This window comes from Bradyrhizobium sp. B124 (assembly GCF_038967635.1).
Taxonomy (GTDB): Bacteria; Pseudomonadota; Alphaproteobacteria; order Rhizobiales; family Xanthobacteraceae; genus Bradyrhizobium.
On the sequence record NZ_CP152413.1, the window covers coordinates 4,927,560 to 4,945,596 of the forward strand.

The 18,037-nt window shown below is 64.6% G+C and carries 18 protein-coding genes; 2 read left to right on the top strand and 16 right to left on the bottom strand.

Features of this window, described 5'->3' with window-relative positions; all coding sequences use genetic code 11:
* The first annotated feature begins 373 nt into the window (after window positions 1-373).
* Entirely contained in the window at window positions 374-1,414 is a 1,041-nt protein-coding gene (locus tag AAFG13_RS23550) for an AraC family transcriptional regulator (protein WP_342708366.1), read from the top strand.
* 46 nt (window positions 1,415-1,460) lie between these two features.
* On the opposite strand, the gene AAFG13_RS23555 is transcribed toward AAFG13_RS23550, so the two are convergent.
* The 16 genes from AAFG13_RS23555 to AAFG13_RS23630 form a co-directional block, all read right to left on the bottom strand.
* On the bottom strand, window positions 1,461-1,637 hold the full coding sequence (locus AAFG13_RS23555; RefSeq protein ID WP_224924689.1) for a hypothetical protein: 177 nt from the start codon (window positions 1,635-1,637) through the stop codon (window positions 1,461-1,463).
* A 115-nt stretch (window positions 1,638-1,752) separates the two neighbouring features.
* Window positions 1,753-2,169, bottom strand: coding sequence for a hypothetical protein (locus AAFG13_RS23560; RefSeq protein WP_342708367.1), 417 nt, complete (start codon window positions 2,167-2,169; stop codon window positions 1,753-1,755).
* A gap of 105 nt (window positions 2,170-2,274) precedes the next feature.
* Window positions 2,275-3,081, bottom strand: coding sequence for a transglycosylase SLT domain-containing protein (locus tag AAFG13_RS23565; protein ID WP_342713381.1), 807 nt, complete (start codon window positions 3,079-3,081; stop codon window positions 2,275-2,277).
* A gap of 126 nt (window positions 3,082-3,207) precedes the next feature.
* Window positions 3,208-3,738, bottom strand: coding sequence for a YbjN domain-containing protein (locus AAFG13_RS23570; RefSeq protein WP_342708368.1), 531 nt, complete (start codon window positions 3,736-3,738; stop codon window positions 3,208-3,210).
* A 13-nt stretch (window positions 3,739-3,751) separates the two neighbouring features.
* The gene (locus AAFG13_RS23575) at window positions 3,752-4,807 is read right to left on the bottom strand and encodes a peptidylprolyl isomerase (RefSeq protein WP_212316947.1); all 1,056 of its coding nucleotides are present in this window, start codon (window positions 4,805-4,807) and stop codon (window positions 3,752-3,754) included.
* A complete protein-coding gene (locus AAFG13_RS23580; protein WP_342708369.1) occupies window positions 4,804-5,397 on the bottom strand; it encodes a hypothetical protein in 594 nt (197 codons plus the stop codon). The genes AAFG13_RS23575 and AAFG13_RS23580 overlap by 4 nt, the downstream gene beginning before the upstream one ends.
* A gap of 2 nt (window positions 5,398-5,399) precedes the next feature.
* Window positions 5,400-7,298 carry a putative porin gene (locus AAFG13_RS23585; protein WP_212316943.1) on the bottom strand — a complete coding sequence of 633 codons (1,899 nt, stop codon included), beginning with the start codon at window positions 7,296-7,298 and terminating at the stop codon, window positions 5,400-5,402.
* Between the two features lie 63 nt (window positions 7,299-7,361).
* Entirely contained in the window at window positions 7,362-8,171 is an 810-nt protein-coding gene (locus AAFG13_RS23590) for a TonB C-terminal domain-containing protein (protein WP_342708370.1), read from the bottom strand.
* Complete coding sequence (locus tag AAFG13_RS23595; protein ID WP_342708371.1) at window positions 8,168-8,701, bottom strand: hypothetical protein; 534 nt, start codon at window positions 8,699-8,701, stop codon at window positions 8,168-8,170. Before AAFG13_RS23595 ends, AAFG13_RS23590 begins: the two co-directional genes overlap by 4 nt.
* Window positions 8,702-8,721: 20 nt before the next feature.
* Complete coding sequence (locus tag AAFG13_RS23600; RefSeq protein WP_092122695.1) at window positions 8,722-9,126, bottom strand: biopolymer transporter ExbD; 405 nt, start codon at window positions 9,124-9,126, stop codon at window positions 8,722-8,724.
* Window positions 9,127-9,131: 5 nt separating this feature from the next.
* Complete coding sequence (locus tag AAFG13_RS23605; RefSeq protein WP_342708372.1) at window positions 9,132-11,165, bottom strand: DUF2341 domain-containing protein; 2,034 nt, start codon at window positions 11,163-11,165, stop codon at window positions 9,132-9,134.
* 5 nt (window positions 11,166-11,170) lie between these two features.
* Window positions 11,171-12,829: a ShlB/FhaC/HecB family hemolysin secretion/activation protein gene (locus AAFG13_RS23610; protein WP_342708373.1), complete on the bottom strand. Its 1,659-nt coding sequence runs from the start codon at window positions 12,827-12,829 to the stop codon at window positions 11,171-11,173.
* A gap of 389 nt (window positions 12,830-13,218) precedes the next feature.
* Window positions 13,219-14,202, bottom strand: a complete 984-nt coding sequence (locus AAFG13_RS23615; RefSeq protein ID WP_342708374.1) for a FecR domain-containing protein — start codon at window positions 14,200-14,202, stop codon at window positions 13,219-13,221.
* A 462-nt stretch (window positions 14,203-14,664) separates the two neighbouring features.
* Complete coding sequence (locus AAFG13_RS23620) at window positions 14,665-15,207, bottom strand: RNA polymerase sigma factor (RefSeq protein WP_342708375.1); 543 nt, start codon at window positions 15,205-15,207, stop codon at window positions 14,665-14,667.
* Window positions 15,208-15,408: 201 nt separating this feature from the next.
* Entirely contained in the window at window positions 15,409-16,086 is a 678-nt protein-coding gene (locus AAFG13_RS23625; protein ID WP_342708376.1) for an energy transducer TonB, read from the bottom strand.
* A 47-nt stretch (window positions 16,087-16,133) separates the two neighbouring features.
* The gene (locus tag AAFG13_RS23630; protein WP_212316934.1) at window positions 16,134-16,904 is read right to left on the bottom strand and encodes an STN domain-containing protein; all 771 of its coding nucleotides are present in this window, start codon (window positions 16,902-16,904) and stop codon (window positions 16,134-16,136) included.
* 419 nt (window positions 16,905-17,323) lie between these two features.
* Between AAFG13_RS23630 and AAFG13_RS23635 the strand changes: the two genes are divergently transcribed.
* A complete protein-coding gene (locus AAFG13_RS23635; RefSeq protein ID WP_212317264.1) occupies window positions 17,324-18,031 on the top strand; it encodes a TetR/AcrR family transcriptional regulator in 708 nt (235 codons plus the stop codon).
* The last annotated feature ends 6 nt before the right edge of the window (window positions 18,032-18,037 follow it).

Genomic DNA, 18,037 nt, shown 5'->3' on the forward strand with positions numbered 1-18,037 from the left:
CGACCTGGCATGTCCTCCGACCGTTGCGTCCGCAGTTCTAAGCGAGCGGATCGTGTGGTCTGCCGTGCTGCATCACGACGGTCTGACCGTGTGACATTAGGACGAAGCCTCGCGTGACGCCCGAGATTTGTGAAGGTCCGAAACGGACATCGGCGGGGTCTCAACCGGACAAGGTGCTCTCAATCAATGGCGGCGGTCTTGCTGCTTCGCAACAAGGGAGGCCCATTGATGAGTCTTGGGTTTTGGCGCGAACCGGCTATGTTCCAAGGGCTCGCGAACGGAAATCCACTCGGGCCAGGTTTGCGGCGCACTGCTTTCCGACCGAAGGAAAGGCTGGTTCACTTTGCAACCAACCACGCGACTGAAGAGGCCTGTGGGCTCCCGCAACGATATCCTGACCGTCGGCACCGGCGACAAGGTCTATGAGACGACCAAGCTTGGCGCTGTCTTCGACATGCTGGCCGGCGCCGGCGTCCCGGCCGACGCCATCCTGCGCGACACCCGCATTCCGCTGGCCGATGTCCACTCACCGCAGGCGCGGATCTCGCTGACGCAGCTGATGACGGTTTGTCAAAACGCGTTGCGCCTGTCGACCGACCGTCACCTGCCCTATCGCATCGGCGCATCGGTCCACATCTCGACCTACGGAATGTACGGCTATGCTTTGCTGTGTTGCCCGGACTTTCGCAAGGCAATGGAATTTGCGATGCGCTACCACGCGCTCGCCGCACCGCTGGCGACGATCGAATTCAGCGAGGACAAGGCCCATGCGAGATGGACCATCGAGCCCAATCTGCACGCACTTGCCGATTCCGCGCTGTACCGGTTCGTCGCCGAGATGCAGATCGGCATCCACATTTCGCTGATGCGCGACATCATGGGACCAAGCTTCGCTCCCTTTGAAATCACGCTCGCCTATCCGCAAGCACAGGACTTCGAGCTTCCGCTCGATCACGTCGGATGCCCGGTGCGTTTCGATCAGCCGGCCAACCAGATCGTCTTCAAGGCGCAGTTGCTGGACCGGAGAGCCGATCTCGGCAACAAGACGACGTACCCGACCATCGTCGCGCTCTGCGACGACTTGCTCGGAGACTTGAGATTGCGGACCGGCATTGCCGGAAAAATCCGCGCCATCCTGCTTCGCGACATCGCAAACCCGCCGACCTTCGAGGCGATCGCCAAGCTGCTCGGCGTGAACGACCGGTCGTTGCGGCGCCAGCTTCGCCAGCAGGGCTTTTCCTTCCGGGGGCTGCACGACGAGTTGCGGACCCAGATTGCGCTGAAATATCTCCGCAGCACGACGCTTGCCAATGACGACATCGCACTGGCACTCGGCTTCAGCGATGCGGCAAACTTCAGGCGTGCGTTCCACCGCTGGACCAAGAAGGCCCCGAGCGACATCCGCGGCGAATGATTGCGGACCGCGACCGTTGACCGCCTCGCTTGCGCGGACGCCCGCGCTAATACGCGTAGGACGTCTTGCCCGGCTGCACGGTCAGCCGAAAGGCGACGTCGGTCGAACCGTCCATCAGCTCGATCAACTGGTCACACACCAGGCATCGAAACTCGCCGGCGATGCCGCCCTTCGACGTCAATTCGATCCGGCGATAGCCGGCCTGGCAATGAGGGCACGTCACGTCAGATTTTCGCATGGAATCAGCAAACCGTTGCTCTCTCTATTTTCCATATGCCCATCGTCAGAAATGTGACGGCGTCACGATCTGTGCGAAACAGACGGTGTCTTCGCTGACGTTATCGATGACTGTAGACGGGTGCTGGCGGGCGATACGGAAACGCCGAGACCCCGAAGTTGCGGCCATATTGCTGCTGCACCGCCGGGATGTTGACCACGCCCACCTTGAGATCCTGCGATTTCGCGTCGATCGGCGGCGTGTTCGTCACGGGCGGGTTGACCTGATCGACCTGCTTCTTGAGCCGCTCGTTGATACAGCCAAGCGAGGCCGCATCGCCGCAGCGCTCGGCGGGCGCGCCGCCGCTGCCTCTTGCCGCAGCCCGGCCGGTGCCACCACTGGTGTCGCGGTTAAGGTTGAGCGCCGGCGGCGGTGTGCCGACGACAATTTCCGGCAGCGGCGTGTGTTGCTGCGTCTGCGCCTGCGCCTGCATCGCCGACAATCCGGCAACGGCGACCGCCAACATGATCACTTTCATCGGTGCTGCTCCTTGCAGAACCACAACTGTTTCAAACGATAGGAAGCCAAGGGCAGATATCAAGCGAGGGTGGGCAACGAGATGAATTCGGGCGGCGCGGGCTTGCTATTTCCCTCCCCGGGCCTGGGTCACAAGCGCGTTGAGCCGCGTGTTGAGTGCGACGAGATCGACGCGGCCGATGCGTCCGCCGCCGCCGAGGCATTTGCGGCCACATCCGCCGCCACCGCCACCGGCACGGCCCGGTTCGCCGAAGGTCGCGACCGGTACGGTGCCGGTCACCCGAAAGCCGCGGGCAAACAGCCGGGCGCGCACCGCCACGCAATAATTCACCGACAGATAGGAGAAGCGGGTCTCGCCATGACCTGCGCGGTACTTCATGACCGCGGTGCACAGGTCGCCGCCGGCAAGGCGCCATGCCTGCGCAAGATACATGACGCCGAAGTGAATGTTGTTCTCGGGAATCGCGAGTTCGGCAAGCGAGCCGGAAAAGCCGAGCATGCGCGCGGTCGACGGCAGCAGCTGCATCAGACCGATTTCACCGACGCCGCCGATCACGTCGGGATTGTAGCCGCTCTCCACGCCCATCACCGCCTCGGCGATCTCGGGCGCGAGCCCGCTTCCCGCCGCCTCCTTCTCGATCAGCGCGCGATAGCGCATGCGCGCGTCCGATACCGCGGGCTGGCCCACGGGCAGAGGCGGGAGCGTTTTCCCGCCGGCGTCCTTCGCCGCATCTTTGGCCGGTACGGCCGGCTTCGCCGTCGCCTCGGCCGGCGGCTTTTCCGTGGCGTCGGCTGAAGGGTCTGCCGACTCGACGGCGGCAAAGCGCGTGCTGAATGACGACGCCGGCCTCTCTCCCTCGGCATGGGCGGGCTGGACAAGACAAAGCGCGAGCACAAGACCGCCGGCTGCGATGCGGCTGCCCCGGTGACGAGCAGGATCAAGCAGCTTCCGCCATCGGCTGAAGCTGCCCGCCTTCGTCGCTGAGGCACCGTCATTCATCGGTCGCTTACGGCCCTGATCGTCGCGTGTCCGCATGATTTACTGGATCGTCGGAACTGCCCCCGCTTCCGCGGCGTGCTCATGGGACGGCTGCGGGGCCGGCGCACTTGGCTGCGGGACAGCCGCCGCGCCATTGCGGGCGACGATCTTCGGCAGCTCCTCGCGCAGATAGGCGATCAGCTCCTGAACCAGCCGGTCCCAGACCTCGATCTGCGCCCGCATAAAGTTCGGCGCCACGCCGCCGGCCACGGAGACATCGAGGCAGAACATCAGGAACGGCTGGCTGAACTGCAGCCGCCCGAACCGCCGCGTCGTGTTCCAGCGATTGACGAGGTCGAGCGGCAGCTCGCCCTGCACCTGAAGCGTGGTGACCAGCATGGCGTCGACAAAGCTCTGCTCCTCGCCGACGAGCTGGTTTCCCGGCCGGATCTCGAAGCCGAGCCCCGCCGTCGCCGAGCGCAGATAGGTCGTGTTGGCGACCGGATCGGTCAGCGTTTCGACGCGATAGCCGACATTCTGGAAGCTGTCGCGCAACCCGTCGATGGTGAGCTTGGTGATGATCTCGGACATGTTGGTCTCCGTATTACTTTTTCGACGCGTCGAGCAGGCTCGACAGGGCAAGCTCGTTGAGAACGGGCGGATGTTGCTTCAGCAGTTCGGCAAGATAGGCCCGCCGCATCATGTTCGACCGCTCGGAGCGGATCTGCAGCACCAGCTGGTCGCGCACTTCCGGCAAGGTGCGGGTATAGGACGCCTTGGTGTCGAGCAGCTTGATGATGTGCCAGCCGTCGTCGAGCTTGATCGGCTCGGACACGCTGTTCTTGGCGAGCCCCATCACCTGGTTGCGGATCTCCGGGCGGATCTGGCTTTCGGCAACCCAGCCGAGGTCGCCGGCATCCTTGGCGGCGTTGTTGTCGCCGCGCGCGATCGCCGCGAAGTCGGCTCCCGGCGCTTTCAGCTTGCGCTGCACGTCGTCGAGCTCCTGCTTCGCCTTGTCCTCGGCGGCCTTGTCGCCCTCCTTCGGGGCGGCGACGAAGATCTGCGCGAGCTGGAATTGCCGCGGCATCAGGAATGCGGCGCGATTGGCCTCATAGACCTTCTGCAAATCGTCCTCGCTCGGGAAATTGGCCGGCGGCGTCGACACCGATTGCAGGTAGAGCTCGACCACCGCGCCCTCGCGCGCCCGGTCGAGCTGCGCGGCGACGGCGGGTTGCTGATCCCACTTCTTCGCCACCGCCTCCTGCAGCACGAGGCGGTTGGCAAGCAGCAGCCGGACCGTCTGGCTGAGCATGGCCGGATCCTTGGCCAGCGCAGCCTGCTCGCGCGGCGCGAGGGCTGCGACATAGCTGCGGAGATCATCGGCCGAGATATTGGTCTCGCCGACCCGCGCGATGACGTTCTCGGGCGCGGTGGGCTTCGGCGCGACCGCGACCGGAGCCGGCGCGGGCGTGGCGGCGGCTTGCGCCTGAGCCGCGGGCTGTGGCTGCGGCTTCCTGACCGGAGCCTGCACGGCGCGCGGCGCGGGAGCCTGCGTCTGCGCCGAGGCATCGAGCGGCGCAACGAAAGCCGCCAAGGCGACGGCGATTCCGGCGGCGAGACCGATCGACCGAAGCGGCTTCACGATAGTGGCGGTCGTCATGGATTCACCTTCTGATCGAGGAATTTGTCCTGGCTTTCCTGCAGCTGATTCTGGATTTCGACCCGGCGCTGCTGAATCATCGGCTCGCGCGAGACCACGATCTCGCCGATAGTCAGGTCCTTGTAGCGCTGCACCATCTCCTTGCCGGCCTTGATCAGCTGGGTGTTCTTGGCAACGCAGCTCTTGGTGCTGGCCTTGTAGGCGGTGGCCTCGCCTTCGAACTTGGCTCGCTCGGCGTCCTTGGTGCGAGCAACGGTAGCCGCCTCCTCATACGCCGACTTCCACTTCTCCAGCGTCTCGTCGCGTTCGGCGAGCCGCTGATTGAACTCGTCAACGGCGTCGCGATGCTCCTTGTCGGCCTTCTTCAGCTGCGCCTTGAGGTCGTCGACCTCCTTCTTGGCCGCCGCCTTTTCGCGATCGGCGTCGGCGACCTTGGCCTGCAACGCCGTGCGCTGGTCTTCCAGCGCACGGGTCTGCGCCGTCGCGCTGCGCAGGGCGTCGCGCAGGCGGTCGGTCTCGGACTGGGCGAATGCGGTGCCAGAGCTCAATGCTCCGAACACCATCATCAGGACGAAGAGTGCGATGCGCATGGTCAGAACTTCGCGTTGAGGTCGACTTGCAGGACGTCGACGGCATAGGGGCTGCCGGCGATGCTGTTGGCGCTCATCCAGCGCAAGGTCGCCCAGACATTCTCGCCGAGACCGATATTGCCGCCGACGAAATAGCCCTTGAGGTTGGTGCCGCCGAGGCCGAAGTCGGAGTCGGCGAACGCATCGATGGTGGCGTCGGATTCGAGGTATTTGTAGCCAGCGTGGACGTTCCAATCCCAGAGATGCTTGATCTCCCTGTTGCCGACGGTGACACGGCCGAGCCAGCCCTGATTGCCGCCGTTGAACGCGCCAGGCGTGGTGCCGCCATCCGGGCTCGGCCCGCGATTGTTCATCAGCACGCCGTAGGTTGCCGCAGCCGCGTTCATGAAGGAGCGGCTGAACGCGGTGTTGTAGACATACTCGCCGTCGAGCACGATGTGGGTCGGATGGAATTGTCCGAGATCGAGCTGTCCGCTGACAACGACTGGCCGATATTGGCTGACCAAGCCGAAATATTCGAACTGGTTGATCGTGCCGCCATTGTTACCGGTGCCCGGAGGATCGGCGATGATGTTACGCAGCGGGAAATAGGTATTGCCCTTCTGCGCGAAGGACGGCCGGGTCAGGTCGGTGTCGCAGACGTCGGATGCGGACGTGACCCTGCAGGGGCTCGAGAACTGGCCCTGAACATTGTCGAAGTCGTAGAAGGCAACGCCGAACCGGAATGAGTATTCCGGGCTGAACCGGGCATTGAAGCCGACCTGGCCTCCGAACAGCCACTTGTCGTGGCTGGCAAATTTGCTGGGCGGCGAGTTCAGGTTGCTCGGATCGGCCGGTAGATTGCTGCCGGCATTGAAATCGGTGTTGTAGATCGGGAACGCACCGCCCACCGCAAACGGCGTGAAGCCTTCCCAAACCTCGTGCTTGGCCTGAACGGCAAAACCATCGAAGCCGAGCTCCTTGTACCAGACCAGATCGGTCGGCGACCAGAATGGATTGTCGATGCGACCCGCGGAGATCCTCAGATCGTCGCCCCAGGTCTGCCAGTTGATGTAGCCGCGATCGAGCCAGACGCCATACTTCGAGAAGTTGCCGCCACCGCCGCCAAGGGTCTGGTTGGTCGACACCGGCGAGTTGTTCTCGCCGGTCGCAATGCGCAGGCCGGCAGTGAACCCGTACAGCAGGTCGGCTTCCATGCCGAGCCGGCCGCGGAAGCGGAACTGGTTGCGATCCTGCGTGGCATCGTAGGTCGGACCAAACGCAGTGCTCGAAATGTCATACGGCGATCCGGTATTGATCGCATTGAAGTTGGCGGCGCCGGCCTGGTCGTTGCCGGTCGGGAAATAGGCACCCTGATAGCGCACGCGTGCATCGCCGTAGAAGCGGATGCGTTGCGCCCATTCCGGGTAGGTTCCGGGCGACGCCCAGTTTTCTTTCTGCGCCTTGGCCATCACCTCCTGCTTAATCTCTTCCCGTAACTGTCGTTTGACGACTTCGGGAACGTAGGTGACGTGCCGGGTGCCCGGCGGCTGCGCCGCCGCGGCGGCAGCCGTTGCGGCCTTGGTGGCGTCGTCGGCCTTGGTCGTGGCGTCCTTGGCGGCCTGGCGGGAGACATAGGCCTCGTCCTCGGCCTGCTTGATCAGCGCCTGGGCCTGCTCTTCCTTGAGGACACCCTGCTGCACCAAGAGATTGACGAGATTGACGGTGGCATTCGACGATGTCGGCTTGGTGCTCGATACCTTCGGCTTCTTCGCGTCGGTCCGCTTCGCCGCGGCGGCGGGACCCTGCTCGGCAGCCTGGTCCGCGGTCTGGCCCACGGCCGGCGTTGCGCAGGCGAGCGCGCTCAGCGACACCGCAAGCGGCAACGCGCGCCATTCTGCGTGAGCTCGTTTCTTAAACATCAGTCCCCCAGTTCTCACTCGCACATTGAATCTCGAAGGTTGGTCGTTCGTCAGTCGGTCTCGTCAGCTCGGCCGTCGCGCGGTGACGCGCGTGACCACCGGCATCGGCATGTCCTTGGGTGGCGGTTCGCGCAGCGTCAGACTGCCGATCACCTCGTTGCGAAGCGCCGCATCGATCTCCGGATTGCCGGAGGACGGCGTCAGGACGACGCGGGTGACGTGGCCGGAGCCATCCACCCACAGCCGCACCTGGATTTGCGTCGCCATGTTGCGGGTCTTCGGATTGGCGCGGATCGCCGCCTCGACCTGCGAGGTGATGATCGTGGTGTACCAACCCCAGCGACTGCCACCGCCGCCGCCTCCGCCATACGGGTTGCCGCCGGGCTTGCCGCCGAGATTGAACAGATCGCCGGGTCCCGTCGGCTTGGCATCGAGCGACAGCGGACCGGGCGGCTCGTCGTTCTTGGCGTCCTTGGCCGGCTCGTCCTTCGGCTTGTCGACCGGCTTCTCTTCCTTGAACTCGGGCTCCGCCATCTTGGGCTGCTCGATCATCTTCTGCTCGGGCTGCGGCTGTGGCGGCGGAGGCGGAGGTGGCGGCGGCAGCGTCACATTGACAATGGTGAGATCGCGCACCTGACGCGGCGGCGGCAGATCGTCGTGACCGAGAAAGAAGTAGACGATGCCGCCAAGGAACAGCGCGACCACCGCCACCACTGCGCCGTAGCGCAGCAGCGCACTGCGTTCGCCCTTCCGGGCGGCCGTGTTGCGGGCAGCCGACGGCGGCGCCGCGGCTGTTGCGGGCGCGACGGCAACATCGTGATCGTCGGCTGACGGCGCGGCGCGCGCGTTCTGGTCCCGCATCGGCGCGTTCATGGCGCGGCCTCCACCGCGGCGCGGTCGAGCAGCCTGTCATTGACGTATTGCATGACGAAGCTGGCAAGCGCGTCGAAGTCCGTGGTCTTCAGGATGACCTTGGTATCGGGGCCTGCTTCGATCGCTGCGTGAAAGGTCTCAACCTCGCTCAGATAGTCGACATAGGCCGTCGCGTCGATCGACAGGCGGGCCCACGGGCATCGCGAGATTGTCAGCCGCAGCGGGTTGTCGGCGGGCTCGCGGCCTGCGACGTGCCGGCGCAGCACATCCGCGAGCTTGACCAGCAGGGCCTCGCCATGAACGGGAAATGCCACCACCTCGCCGCGCTGCTCTTCGCGCACGTCCGCGGCGATCGGTATCACACCGAGTTCCGCGCCAATACCGGCGCGGATCGGCACCTGCGAAACGGGCTCGGCGCGCGTGACGTCCGCGGCACCGCAGCCGTGATCGAATGATCGCATCATGCCGCTCAGCCACGACCGTAGCGTCCTGCGCTCGGTCAGCGGGAAAGGTGATGGCTGCGTGATCATGGCGTCGCTTCCCGACTGGCTCACTTCACGAGCGGCTTGGTGGCGAGCCCGACCTGGCTCAGGCCGATACGGCTGAGCAGATCGAACACATCCATCACGCTCTGGTACTGCGCCTGCGCATCGCCGCGCAGCACCACGGGAAATTCCGGCGTCAGCGCCTTCTGCTGGATCAGCCGCTGCTCGAGCTCGGCCAAGGTCACCGGTATAGTGTCGAGGAAGATCTTGCCGTCATTGGCGACCGTGATTGCCTTGGTGGTCTGGGTCGCAAGGCTCGGCGCCGCCGAGGCCTTCGGCAGATTGACCTTCTGGCCCTGCACGGTCGCCGTCGTCATGATGATGAAGATCACCAGCAGCACGTAGGCGAGGTCCAGCATCGGCGTGATGTTGATGTCGTCATAGGGCTTGGAGTCGGCCTGGATCTGCATGGCCGTTACTCCGCAGCGATACGGTGTTCGATCGGGTCCGGCCGGTCGGCGGAATAGAATTCCGCCATCTTGGTCACGAACTCGTCGACGAAGACCTGAATGTCGTTGGTCAGGTCCTTGATCCGGGAGATCAGGTAGTTGTAGCCGAACAGCGCCGGGATCGCGACGCCGAGACCGGCGACGGTTGCGACCAGCGCCGCGGCGATGCCGGGCGCGATCGCGTTGACGTTGACGTCGCCGCTCGCCGCGATCGCCGCGAAGGTGATCATGACGCCGACCACGGTGCCGAGCAGGCCGAGGAACGGTCCGCCGGAGATCGCGATGGTCAGCACCACCATCAGGCGGTTGAGGCGCTGCATCTCCTTGACGACGCCGCTATCGAGCGCCGCGCGGATCGCCGCGATCGAGACCGCCGACAGCACCGGAGCGCGCTGCGAGTTGCTGAAGCGGTGACGGATTTCCGCGGCGCCGATGTGGTAGATGCGGTAGAGCGAGGACGAGCGCATCATCTTGGCGTCGGCCTCGGTGAGGCGTCCGCCCAGCGTCGAGATGTCGTCGGCATCGCCGCGATCCAGCATGGTGAGATCGGCCGCGATCTCGCGGAACCCCTTCATGAACTGGGCATTCGCCCTGGCCTGCTTGCTGAGATACGAGGCTCTGTCGAACATCACCACCCAGCTGACCGCGGCCATGATCAGCAGAATGCCGATCACCACCCAGCCGTCGAGCGTCACCGACTTCAGGATCACCGCGAAGTAGCCGGACAGCCAGCTTGCAGTCTCCTCGTCGACGCTGAATGCCATCAGCTTGGCCTGGTCGGGCCCCTGCCCGATCGCCATCACCTTGATCAGTCCGGCGGGGCGCGCGACCTTGCTGATCTGCAGCTCGTCGATGTCGCCGACGAAGCCGGCCATCGCTACGGCAGCAGGCGCAGGTGCCGGTGTTGCCGCCGCATCCGGCGTCGCCGCGGGCGCGGCGCCACCGTCCGCAGCCGGCGCATCAGGGGGCACTGATGGTGTTGCTGCGGACGGGGCCGTCGCAGGCGCGATCGGAGAGGCACTGGAGGTCGACGAGTCTCCTCCGATCAGGCCAACGGTATTGAGGGCGGGCAGGCTCGCGCTGAGCGCGGCGTAGGATACGCCGTCGAGATAGAGCGTGACCTGACCGTTTCCGGCAACGACGGCGACATGATGCCAGCTACCGGCCGCGACCGGCGCTCCGGCGCTCGAGCGCTGCACGGAGCCCGCGTTGGTGACTTCGACAAACGGACTGCCATTGTCGACCCCGACCACCAGTGCGTTGGCGCCGTCACGCCGGCTGAACAGCGCGGCGTTGGGCTGCAAGGCAGCCGGCTTGATCCAGGCCGACCAGGTCAGCGCGGCACCATCCGGCGACGCGAGCGACGGCGAGGCCGGCACCGTGACCGGTGTGCGGCCGTCGAGCCGCAAGCCGGTCCCGATCAGCGAACCGTCCGCCGGCTGGCCGACACTTTGGGCGTTATTGGCCCACACCGAGGAATCGATTGCCGGCGTGCCGCGCTCGTTGAAGTGATAGACCGTCAACGTATCCGGATCGTAAGTGCCCTTCGGATCGCTGGTCGCGAGCGCTTTCTTGTTGCCGTAATAGAGCCAGATATCGGTCCGCGCGCCCGGCGCGATGTTCGGCACCGCGACCCAGACCAGGCCTTCGCCGAGCAGCGAATCGAACTTCTCGATATGATGCTTCAACGGCGTCTTGTCGTCACCGGCGACGAACCGCAGATCGCTGCCGTCGTCCTTCGCCGAGCTGAAGCGGAAGTTGCCGACATGCAGGCGCACCAGCACCGGCACCCCGCCGATCGGATCGGTGACGTTGGCGCCCGACGCGCTGACGTCGACCGTGATCTTCTTGCGCAGCGACCATTCGTCGTTCCACCACGCATTGGCCGGCGCGAGCGACGCCACCAGGGCGACGAGCCCGAACAACAACGCCGTCGCGACGTTCGCAACGCCTCGGCGCAGCGCCGGCCGGCGCGTGCGTCGCTCGAGAGTAAGACCCATGCCCATTAGAATTCACCCCAGATTCGGAAGTTCACGCGCGGACTGTTTGCGTGCGTGTATTGTTGAGCGACCCCTGGCACCGAAAGCGCGACCATGCCGTTGAAATATTCGAAGGTCTTGAATCGCGTGCCGAGGCCGTAGCTCCATGCGACGAATGACGATTGCTGATCAGGCAGCGGCTGCTGGATCGACGCGTAGCCGGCATCGAAGAACGTGAAGAAGCGCCAATCGTTGAAGGTGATGAAGCGCGGCTTGCCGTCGCCGGTTTCGCTCTTGAGCTCGCCTTGCAGCATGCTGCCGACATTGGGCGTGCGCAGCTCGAAATTGGCGACCGCGCCGTTGTCGCCGAGCACCTCGGATTCGAGGTAGCCGCGAACGGTATCGAGACCGCCGAGGCTGAACTGCTCGCTCGAGACCAGCGGGCCGTCGGCAATCTGGCCCTGCACCTTGCCGTAGAGCTGGAAGCCTTCCGGCAGCTCCTGGGTATGCGAGACGTCGAGGTTGAGGTGGGTGAAGCTCGGCGAAGCCTTGAAGCGCTTCGCGTCGAACTCGTCCCACGGGCTGCTCAGCGTCCGGATGTTGTAGGTCACGCCGGCATTGAACTGCGTCGTGAACTTCTCTTCCTGGAACGTCGCCCCATAAGTCGCGACGACGGGATAGTAAGTGACAGGTGACGAGAACCCGTCGGTGCCGAGCTTCACGGTCTGGTCGAAATGCTTGTAGTCCATGCCGACCGACAGCGTGTGGAACAGGCCCTCGCGCGTCGGCAGCGTGATCACGGCGCGCTCGCCGATGATCGTGCCGGGACCGACCACATTGGTGCCGCCGATCGTCGCGACATTGCTGTTCGACTTCACGCTGTAGAACAGCAGATTGAGCCAATCGGCATTCGGCACGCGCGCCATATACGAGCCGGAGAACACCTCGGCATCACTCGGGCGCTCCGGCGCAACCTGATAGGTGAAGCTCAGCGAATGCCCGAGCTGCCACAGATTGTCGTAGTGCACGGTGGCGGAGACGCGGCTCGCCGTAGTGGACGGCGATTGCCGGTTGTTGGCTTCGAGGCTGGCGTGGAACGGCGCCTTGTCCTCGACATTGAGATCGACGTCGACGGTGCCCGGCGCAACGCCGGCGCGCAGCGCCGGAGTCACGCGGCGATCCGGCCATTGGTTGAGCGACACAATGTCCTTGGTGACGTCACCGAAATTGGGAACGGTGCCCTCCTTCAGCGAAGGCGCGCTGTCCTTGATCCGGTCGAGATCGAAATAGCGCGAATTCTTCACCCGCAGGCGCCCGACCTTCAACTCGGTCACCTTGAGGGTGACCACACCGCCGGTCACGTTCTGCTGCGGGACCGCAACGCTGACGGTCTGGAAGCCCTTGTCGTGATACGCCTTCTCCAGCGCGGCCCGCGCCTTCTCGACGTCCTCCGAGGTCTTGCCCGGACCGAGGAAGGGATAGATCGCCTCCTCGATCTCGACCTGCGGCAGCCTATCGGCGCCCTGTACGGCGAAGTCGTCGATGTCGAAGCGCTGCAGCGGCGCTGACGGCTTTTGCGCCGGTGCATTCGCCTGCGCCGGCTGCTTGCCCGCCGCCGGCGCTGCGGCCGCAGCCGCATCCTTCGCTGCTTCCTTCGCCGCGCGCGCCGGAACGATGGCTGCCACGGAGCCAACCACGGTGAGTGCCGCAGCCGACACACGCAACCCGATCCGACATCGCTGACGATGCCCGAAAATCCGATGATCTCTTCGACTACGCACAGACGTCCCACTTACTTCGCGCAGACGCGCGCCATCGCGACAGGAAGGCCGCGATGACGACGCCTTACTCAGAAGACGACTGGGCGAACGCAAACCCGCAAAAGAATCTGCGGCGGCGCAAAAGAAATTTTTGGTTTGTTAGGAAATCGAGCGTGCGGCGCCGATTCGTTCGGCTTTAGCCCCGTTCCGATTGCAGCGGACGGGGCTAAAGACTTTTGACGCGTTTTCTTCACGCGAACCGATATCCATCCCGCATCAAGTGCGCGACAGGCTTCGCTCGAAAACGCTCCAGGTCAACTCATCAGCACCACACCGCCGGGCAGCGATGTGATCCGTGCGCCGAACAGTTGCTCGACCTGGGCGACGAAATTGTCGAGCTTGTCGACCTGGAATGTGCCGTTGACGAGCCGGCGTTTCAGTTCCGCGTTGGTAATGATGATCTTTCCGGCGCGGTACCGGTTCACTTCGTCGACGACGCTCGCCAGCGGCCGGTCGCGGAAGATCAACAATCCGGTCTGCCAGGCCGCGACCTGCTTGGCGTCGACCGGAAGCGATGCCTGTAGGCCCGCGCGCGAATAGGTGACCTGTTCTGCCTTGCGAAGCTGCACGGAACGGCCGTCCTGCTCGACAGTGACGATACCGTCGAGGCACGTCACCGAAACCACGCCATCGAGGCAGCGCGCATTGAAATCGGCCTGCAGCGCGCTGATGCGTCCGTCGCGCGCCAGCATCACCAACGGCGTCGACGACGATCTTCTTGCGACCACCGAGGCCTCGCCCGAGATCAACTCTACCCGAGTCTCGTTCGGCGCAGGCCGCAGCGCCAGGCTGGTCTGGGTGTTCAATTCAACCGAAATGTCGGGCGCCAGCATCACCTTGCGCTGTTCGCCCTTTCCGGTCCGGTAGTCGGCCGAGAGCTCTTCGATCGACGGCCACATGTCGAGTGGCGGGCGAATCATCACATAGCCGGCTGCGGCTGCGATCGCACCGCCGAGCACGATGCGGCGCGTCAAGAAGCGTGATGGCCGGGGCGGCAACGCCACCACGGGGGCCGCCGCGGCCTGCTCATCGGCGAGTTCCTTCGCCGCGGCGCTGGCGCTGCGGAGCAGCCGGGCAGCCGCCCTGAAAGCATCCTCGTGGTCTGGACTTTGCGCGCGCCAGCGTTGCAACGCGTCGACGTCGGCGCGGGTCGGCACGCCGGCTTTCAGCCGAACTACCCAGTCAAGCGCCTCATCCAGCAACGGATCGGGCCCGGAAGTGCGGGTCGGCTCGGTCACGACGGATCGCTCATCACCCTGCTCGCCAAACCTCAACCTCCCAATCGCGTCGAGCACATAGCGAAGTTCGCTATATAGACGATTCCGACGGCAGCAGGGCACCGCAATCGGCCGTTGCGCACAACGCAGGCAGAAACATCCGGCAATCGCGGCTTGCTCCGGGTCGCGCGCCGGGAGGCCGCGCGGCGATCGCATGCCGGGCCGATCAGGTCTGCACGTGTTTTCAAGCGGCGCAACACTTCCGGCGAACCTTTCCCAGGCACCCAACGGTCCTTGTGAGATCGCTCTCTACCCTATAGACGACGGAAAGCCCGCTATCCCGCAGAACAGAGGTTGAGAATCCTGCAGCTTGTGCCCCCTGATTTCAGGTCAAGCGCCTGCAGTTGTTGGAAATAGTTCCGGCAACAAATTTCGACGGCCGGCTCCGCGCGACGGCGCGCGTCGCGGCCGCGGCGAATGCGATCACGTACGGGGACGAGGACCGCCGAGACGACGGATCAGAGTATAATCGAGGCAATCGGCACAATGGCTCAGGGCCAACTTCAAATCGCTTTCCACCGTTCGCACGCTGACACCGAGGCGGGTTGCCACATCGCTCGGCGTCCGTCCCTCGATCGTAATACCATAAAGCACATCGCGCGGCCGCTCCGGCAATTCGGCCAACGCCCGCTTGAAGGCATCAATATCGGAGCGCGCCTCGACGATTCGCGCCGGGCTCGGTCCGTCGTCGCTGACGTCGAGCAATGAATCGATTTCGGCCGCACTGACGCGGAGATTCTGCGCCTTCTGGCGATCCCTGGCGATGTTGATCGCGATACGGAAGATATAGTCGGCGGGGCTGCGGATCGGCACCGCGTCAGTGACCCGCTCCAGCCGCAGGAACGTCTCGTGCAGGGCTTCGTACGCGAAGTCCGACGATCCCAGACGGCGGGTCAATTTCTTGACCAGGCCGTCGTAGTTATCTGCAAGCTGGCCCCGCAGCCGCATTCGATTGATTTCAGCCACGTTCCGCGGCCTCCCAGACACCAGCCCGATATCCAGATTGAATTGTTCTTGAAGCTGCCCATCTCGTAACGGCCGCGCACAACACATTTATGACGGCAACAAGTCGACACCGAACGACACGCAGGCTGGTGCATCGCGGTCACATCCAACCAATGAACTGCCGCTCGCGCTCGCGAAGCCGAACGCGACCGCGCAATTGGATCAGGCCGGGTCGAAGACCAAAGTGATCTGAATATTGAGCCGGTCGGGCAGCGCCGACGGGATCAACGGCAGCGGCTGCGCCCGCCGGATCGCGTCGACCGCAGCCTTGTCGAGCACGGCCTGTCCGGAACTGGTCTTGACCCAGACCTCGAGCAGGGTGCCGTCCCGCTGCATGGAGAACAGCGTCTCGACCGCCCCGTGCAGCCGACCGAGCCGCGCCGCGTTCGGATAGCGCTGGTAGCGTGCCACGTGACGAAGCAGCGCCTGCTGAAATTTCACGGCGACAGTGTTGGGCGGCGCATCGGCGGGCGACGGCGTCGGACGCAAGCTCGGCACGGTTGGCTCCGCCGGCATCGGCTCCCGCGCCGGGGCCGCGGTCAGATTGTCGAGCGGCGGGTCAGAGCTCTCCAGCGACACCTCGGTCCGGCTCGCGAGGGTCGCGGTTTGCGGCTGCGACACGGGCGCAACCGGAATCGGCGCAGGCGACGGGCTCGGCAGCAACCGAACCTGGACGATCGAGCTCTGCTCCCGGCTTGCCGATCCAGCCGGCGGCTGCAACCGGATCCAGTAAATTCCCCCGACGAACAACAGGGCCGCGATGGCCGGCACCAGGAGCAGACGCAGCACCTCGCCCGAGGTCCACGCGCTCGGATCCTCGGGATGAAACAGCAGCGTCATCGGCCTCAAGCCGCGCACGCCATCCGCTCCGCTGGCGTCGTTGTCAATCATTGGAACGATTTCACCCGGATTGCGATCCGCACCGGCTGCGACGCATTCGCAGGCGTCGTCCGGCTGACGGTCAATCCTTGCAGCGCCGCCGTCACGGCGGCATCACGGTTCTGATCGCCGGTCGATCGCAACAGCTGGGTTCGCTGGATCGTGCGCGAGGGATCGATCCACAGATCGACAACGAGCTGATAGCTGCCGCCGCGAGACCCGATATTCTTCTGCAACGCTTTCTGAAGGTCGAACTGCAGGCTTTCGCTGTAGTCGCGCAGCGCGCCGGTATCGTTGCCGTCACTGCTCGCCCGCACCTGCAGCGTGCCGAGCGACAGATCCGCGGTCGCAAGCGGGCTCAACGGCGGATGGTCGGCCCGCGCGGCGCGCGAAGCAAGCGTGATGGCATCCGGACGAATGTACTGGACCTTCAGATCGGTTCCCGCCAGCAGCACATTCAATGCATCCTCGGGCGTGAGGCTGCCTTCGACCGATGTCGACTTCCGGCCCGTCGCAGAATTGCTCTCATAGAGCACCTGAACGCCGGTTCGTTCGCCATAAGCCTGCAGCGCACTCGCAAGCTGCTGGGCCGGGATGTTGAATTCGATCGCTGCGGATGCCGTGACGGTGTCGCGCTGCTGCGCGGCAACCGCGCAGATGCTGCCAATCAGCAGCGCAGCACAAATCCCGAACAGATACCGCGACGTTGCGGAGGCTCCCGGAGCGTGAGCGCCGATCGCAGCGCCCGCGCGTGCACCATATGATCCAACTGCCGTCATAACCTTGCTTCGGCCCAAAGTGACCGTGGGTGAAATTCGGCCAGCATGTCTGTGCGGGTTGACCTTACGGCCAGCGAGCCTGCGTTCTTTATATCTGGAATGTGACGGCCGTCTAACCGGCAACATGATCGGCGGGAGTGCCGGGAATTTGTGCTGACCTTTCAGCGCGAAAAGTTCCCGAACAGCGCCGGAGCGGCGCCGCGCTCAAGGCAAGCGACGCGGCGCGGGCCAAAAAACGAGCGAGCGCTCTCTCAGAAAAATTGATCATCCCCCTTTTCCGAACGGCAGTTCGTGGGCTAGGAATTAAGCAAGGGCGCAAAGCCCGGCCCGGATCGGCAACCAAATGAATGGTCCGGGGACATAGCCAGGGAGGCAACGTGGGTCTCGCGCGTCAGCGGCCGGGGACGAATGCGTTCGCGATGGACGTGCTTTGCGCACGCATTCTCGAACGTCATCGGGATTCCATCCGGGTCCAGAAGCCGCATCTCGCCGTTCCGAACCTCACGCGCATCATCGGCGCCACACTCACGCTGTCCAACAAGCACGGCTTTCACGCCACCACGCTGCGCCAGCTCGCGGAGGCGTCCGGCCTCAGCATGGGCGGCCTCTATACCTATTTCGACAGCAAGCCGACGCTGCTGTCGATGATCCTCGGCGAGGTCGCCGAGACGGCCGCCGAGGTCCTCACCGCACCGCCCGCCAGCGTGAAGCAGGATGCGCGCAAGCATCTGCACTGGATCATCGCCACCCATGTTCGCATGAGCGAGGCGATGCAACCCTGGTTCGTGTTCTCCTTCATGGAAGCGAAGTCGTTTCCGCCCGCCGAACGCCAGCGCGCCATCGAGATGGAGGTGATGACCGAGAAGATCATCGCCGACGTCCTCAAACAAGGTGTCGCCAGCGGGATGTTCGCCATCGACCAGGTCACGCTGACGGCCTCGCTGATCAAGCCGCTGCTGCAGGACTGGTACGTCAAGCGCGCGAAGTACCGCAGACGCGGCACCTCGATCGAGGCCTACATCAACGCCGTCGGCGCCTTCGTCGACGCCGCGGTCGCCGGCCGGGCGCGGCCCGGCCGCGTCGCGACCGGCTCGCGCACGAGATCCAGGCCGACGGCGCAGCCATAGCAGCAG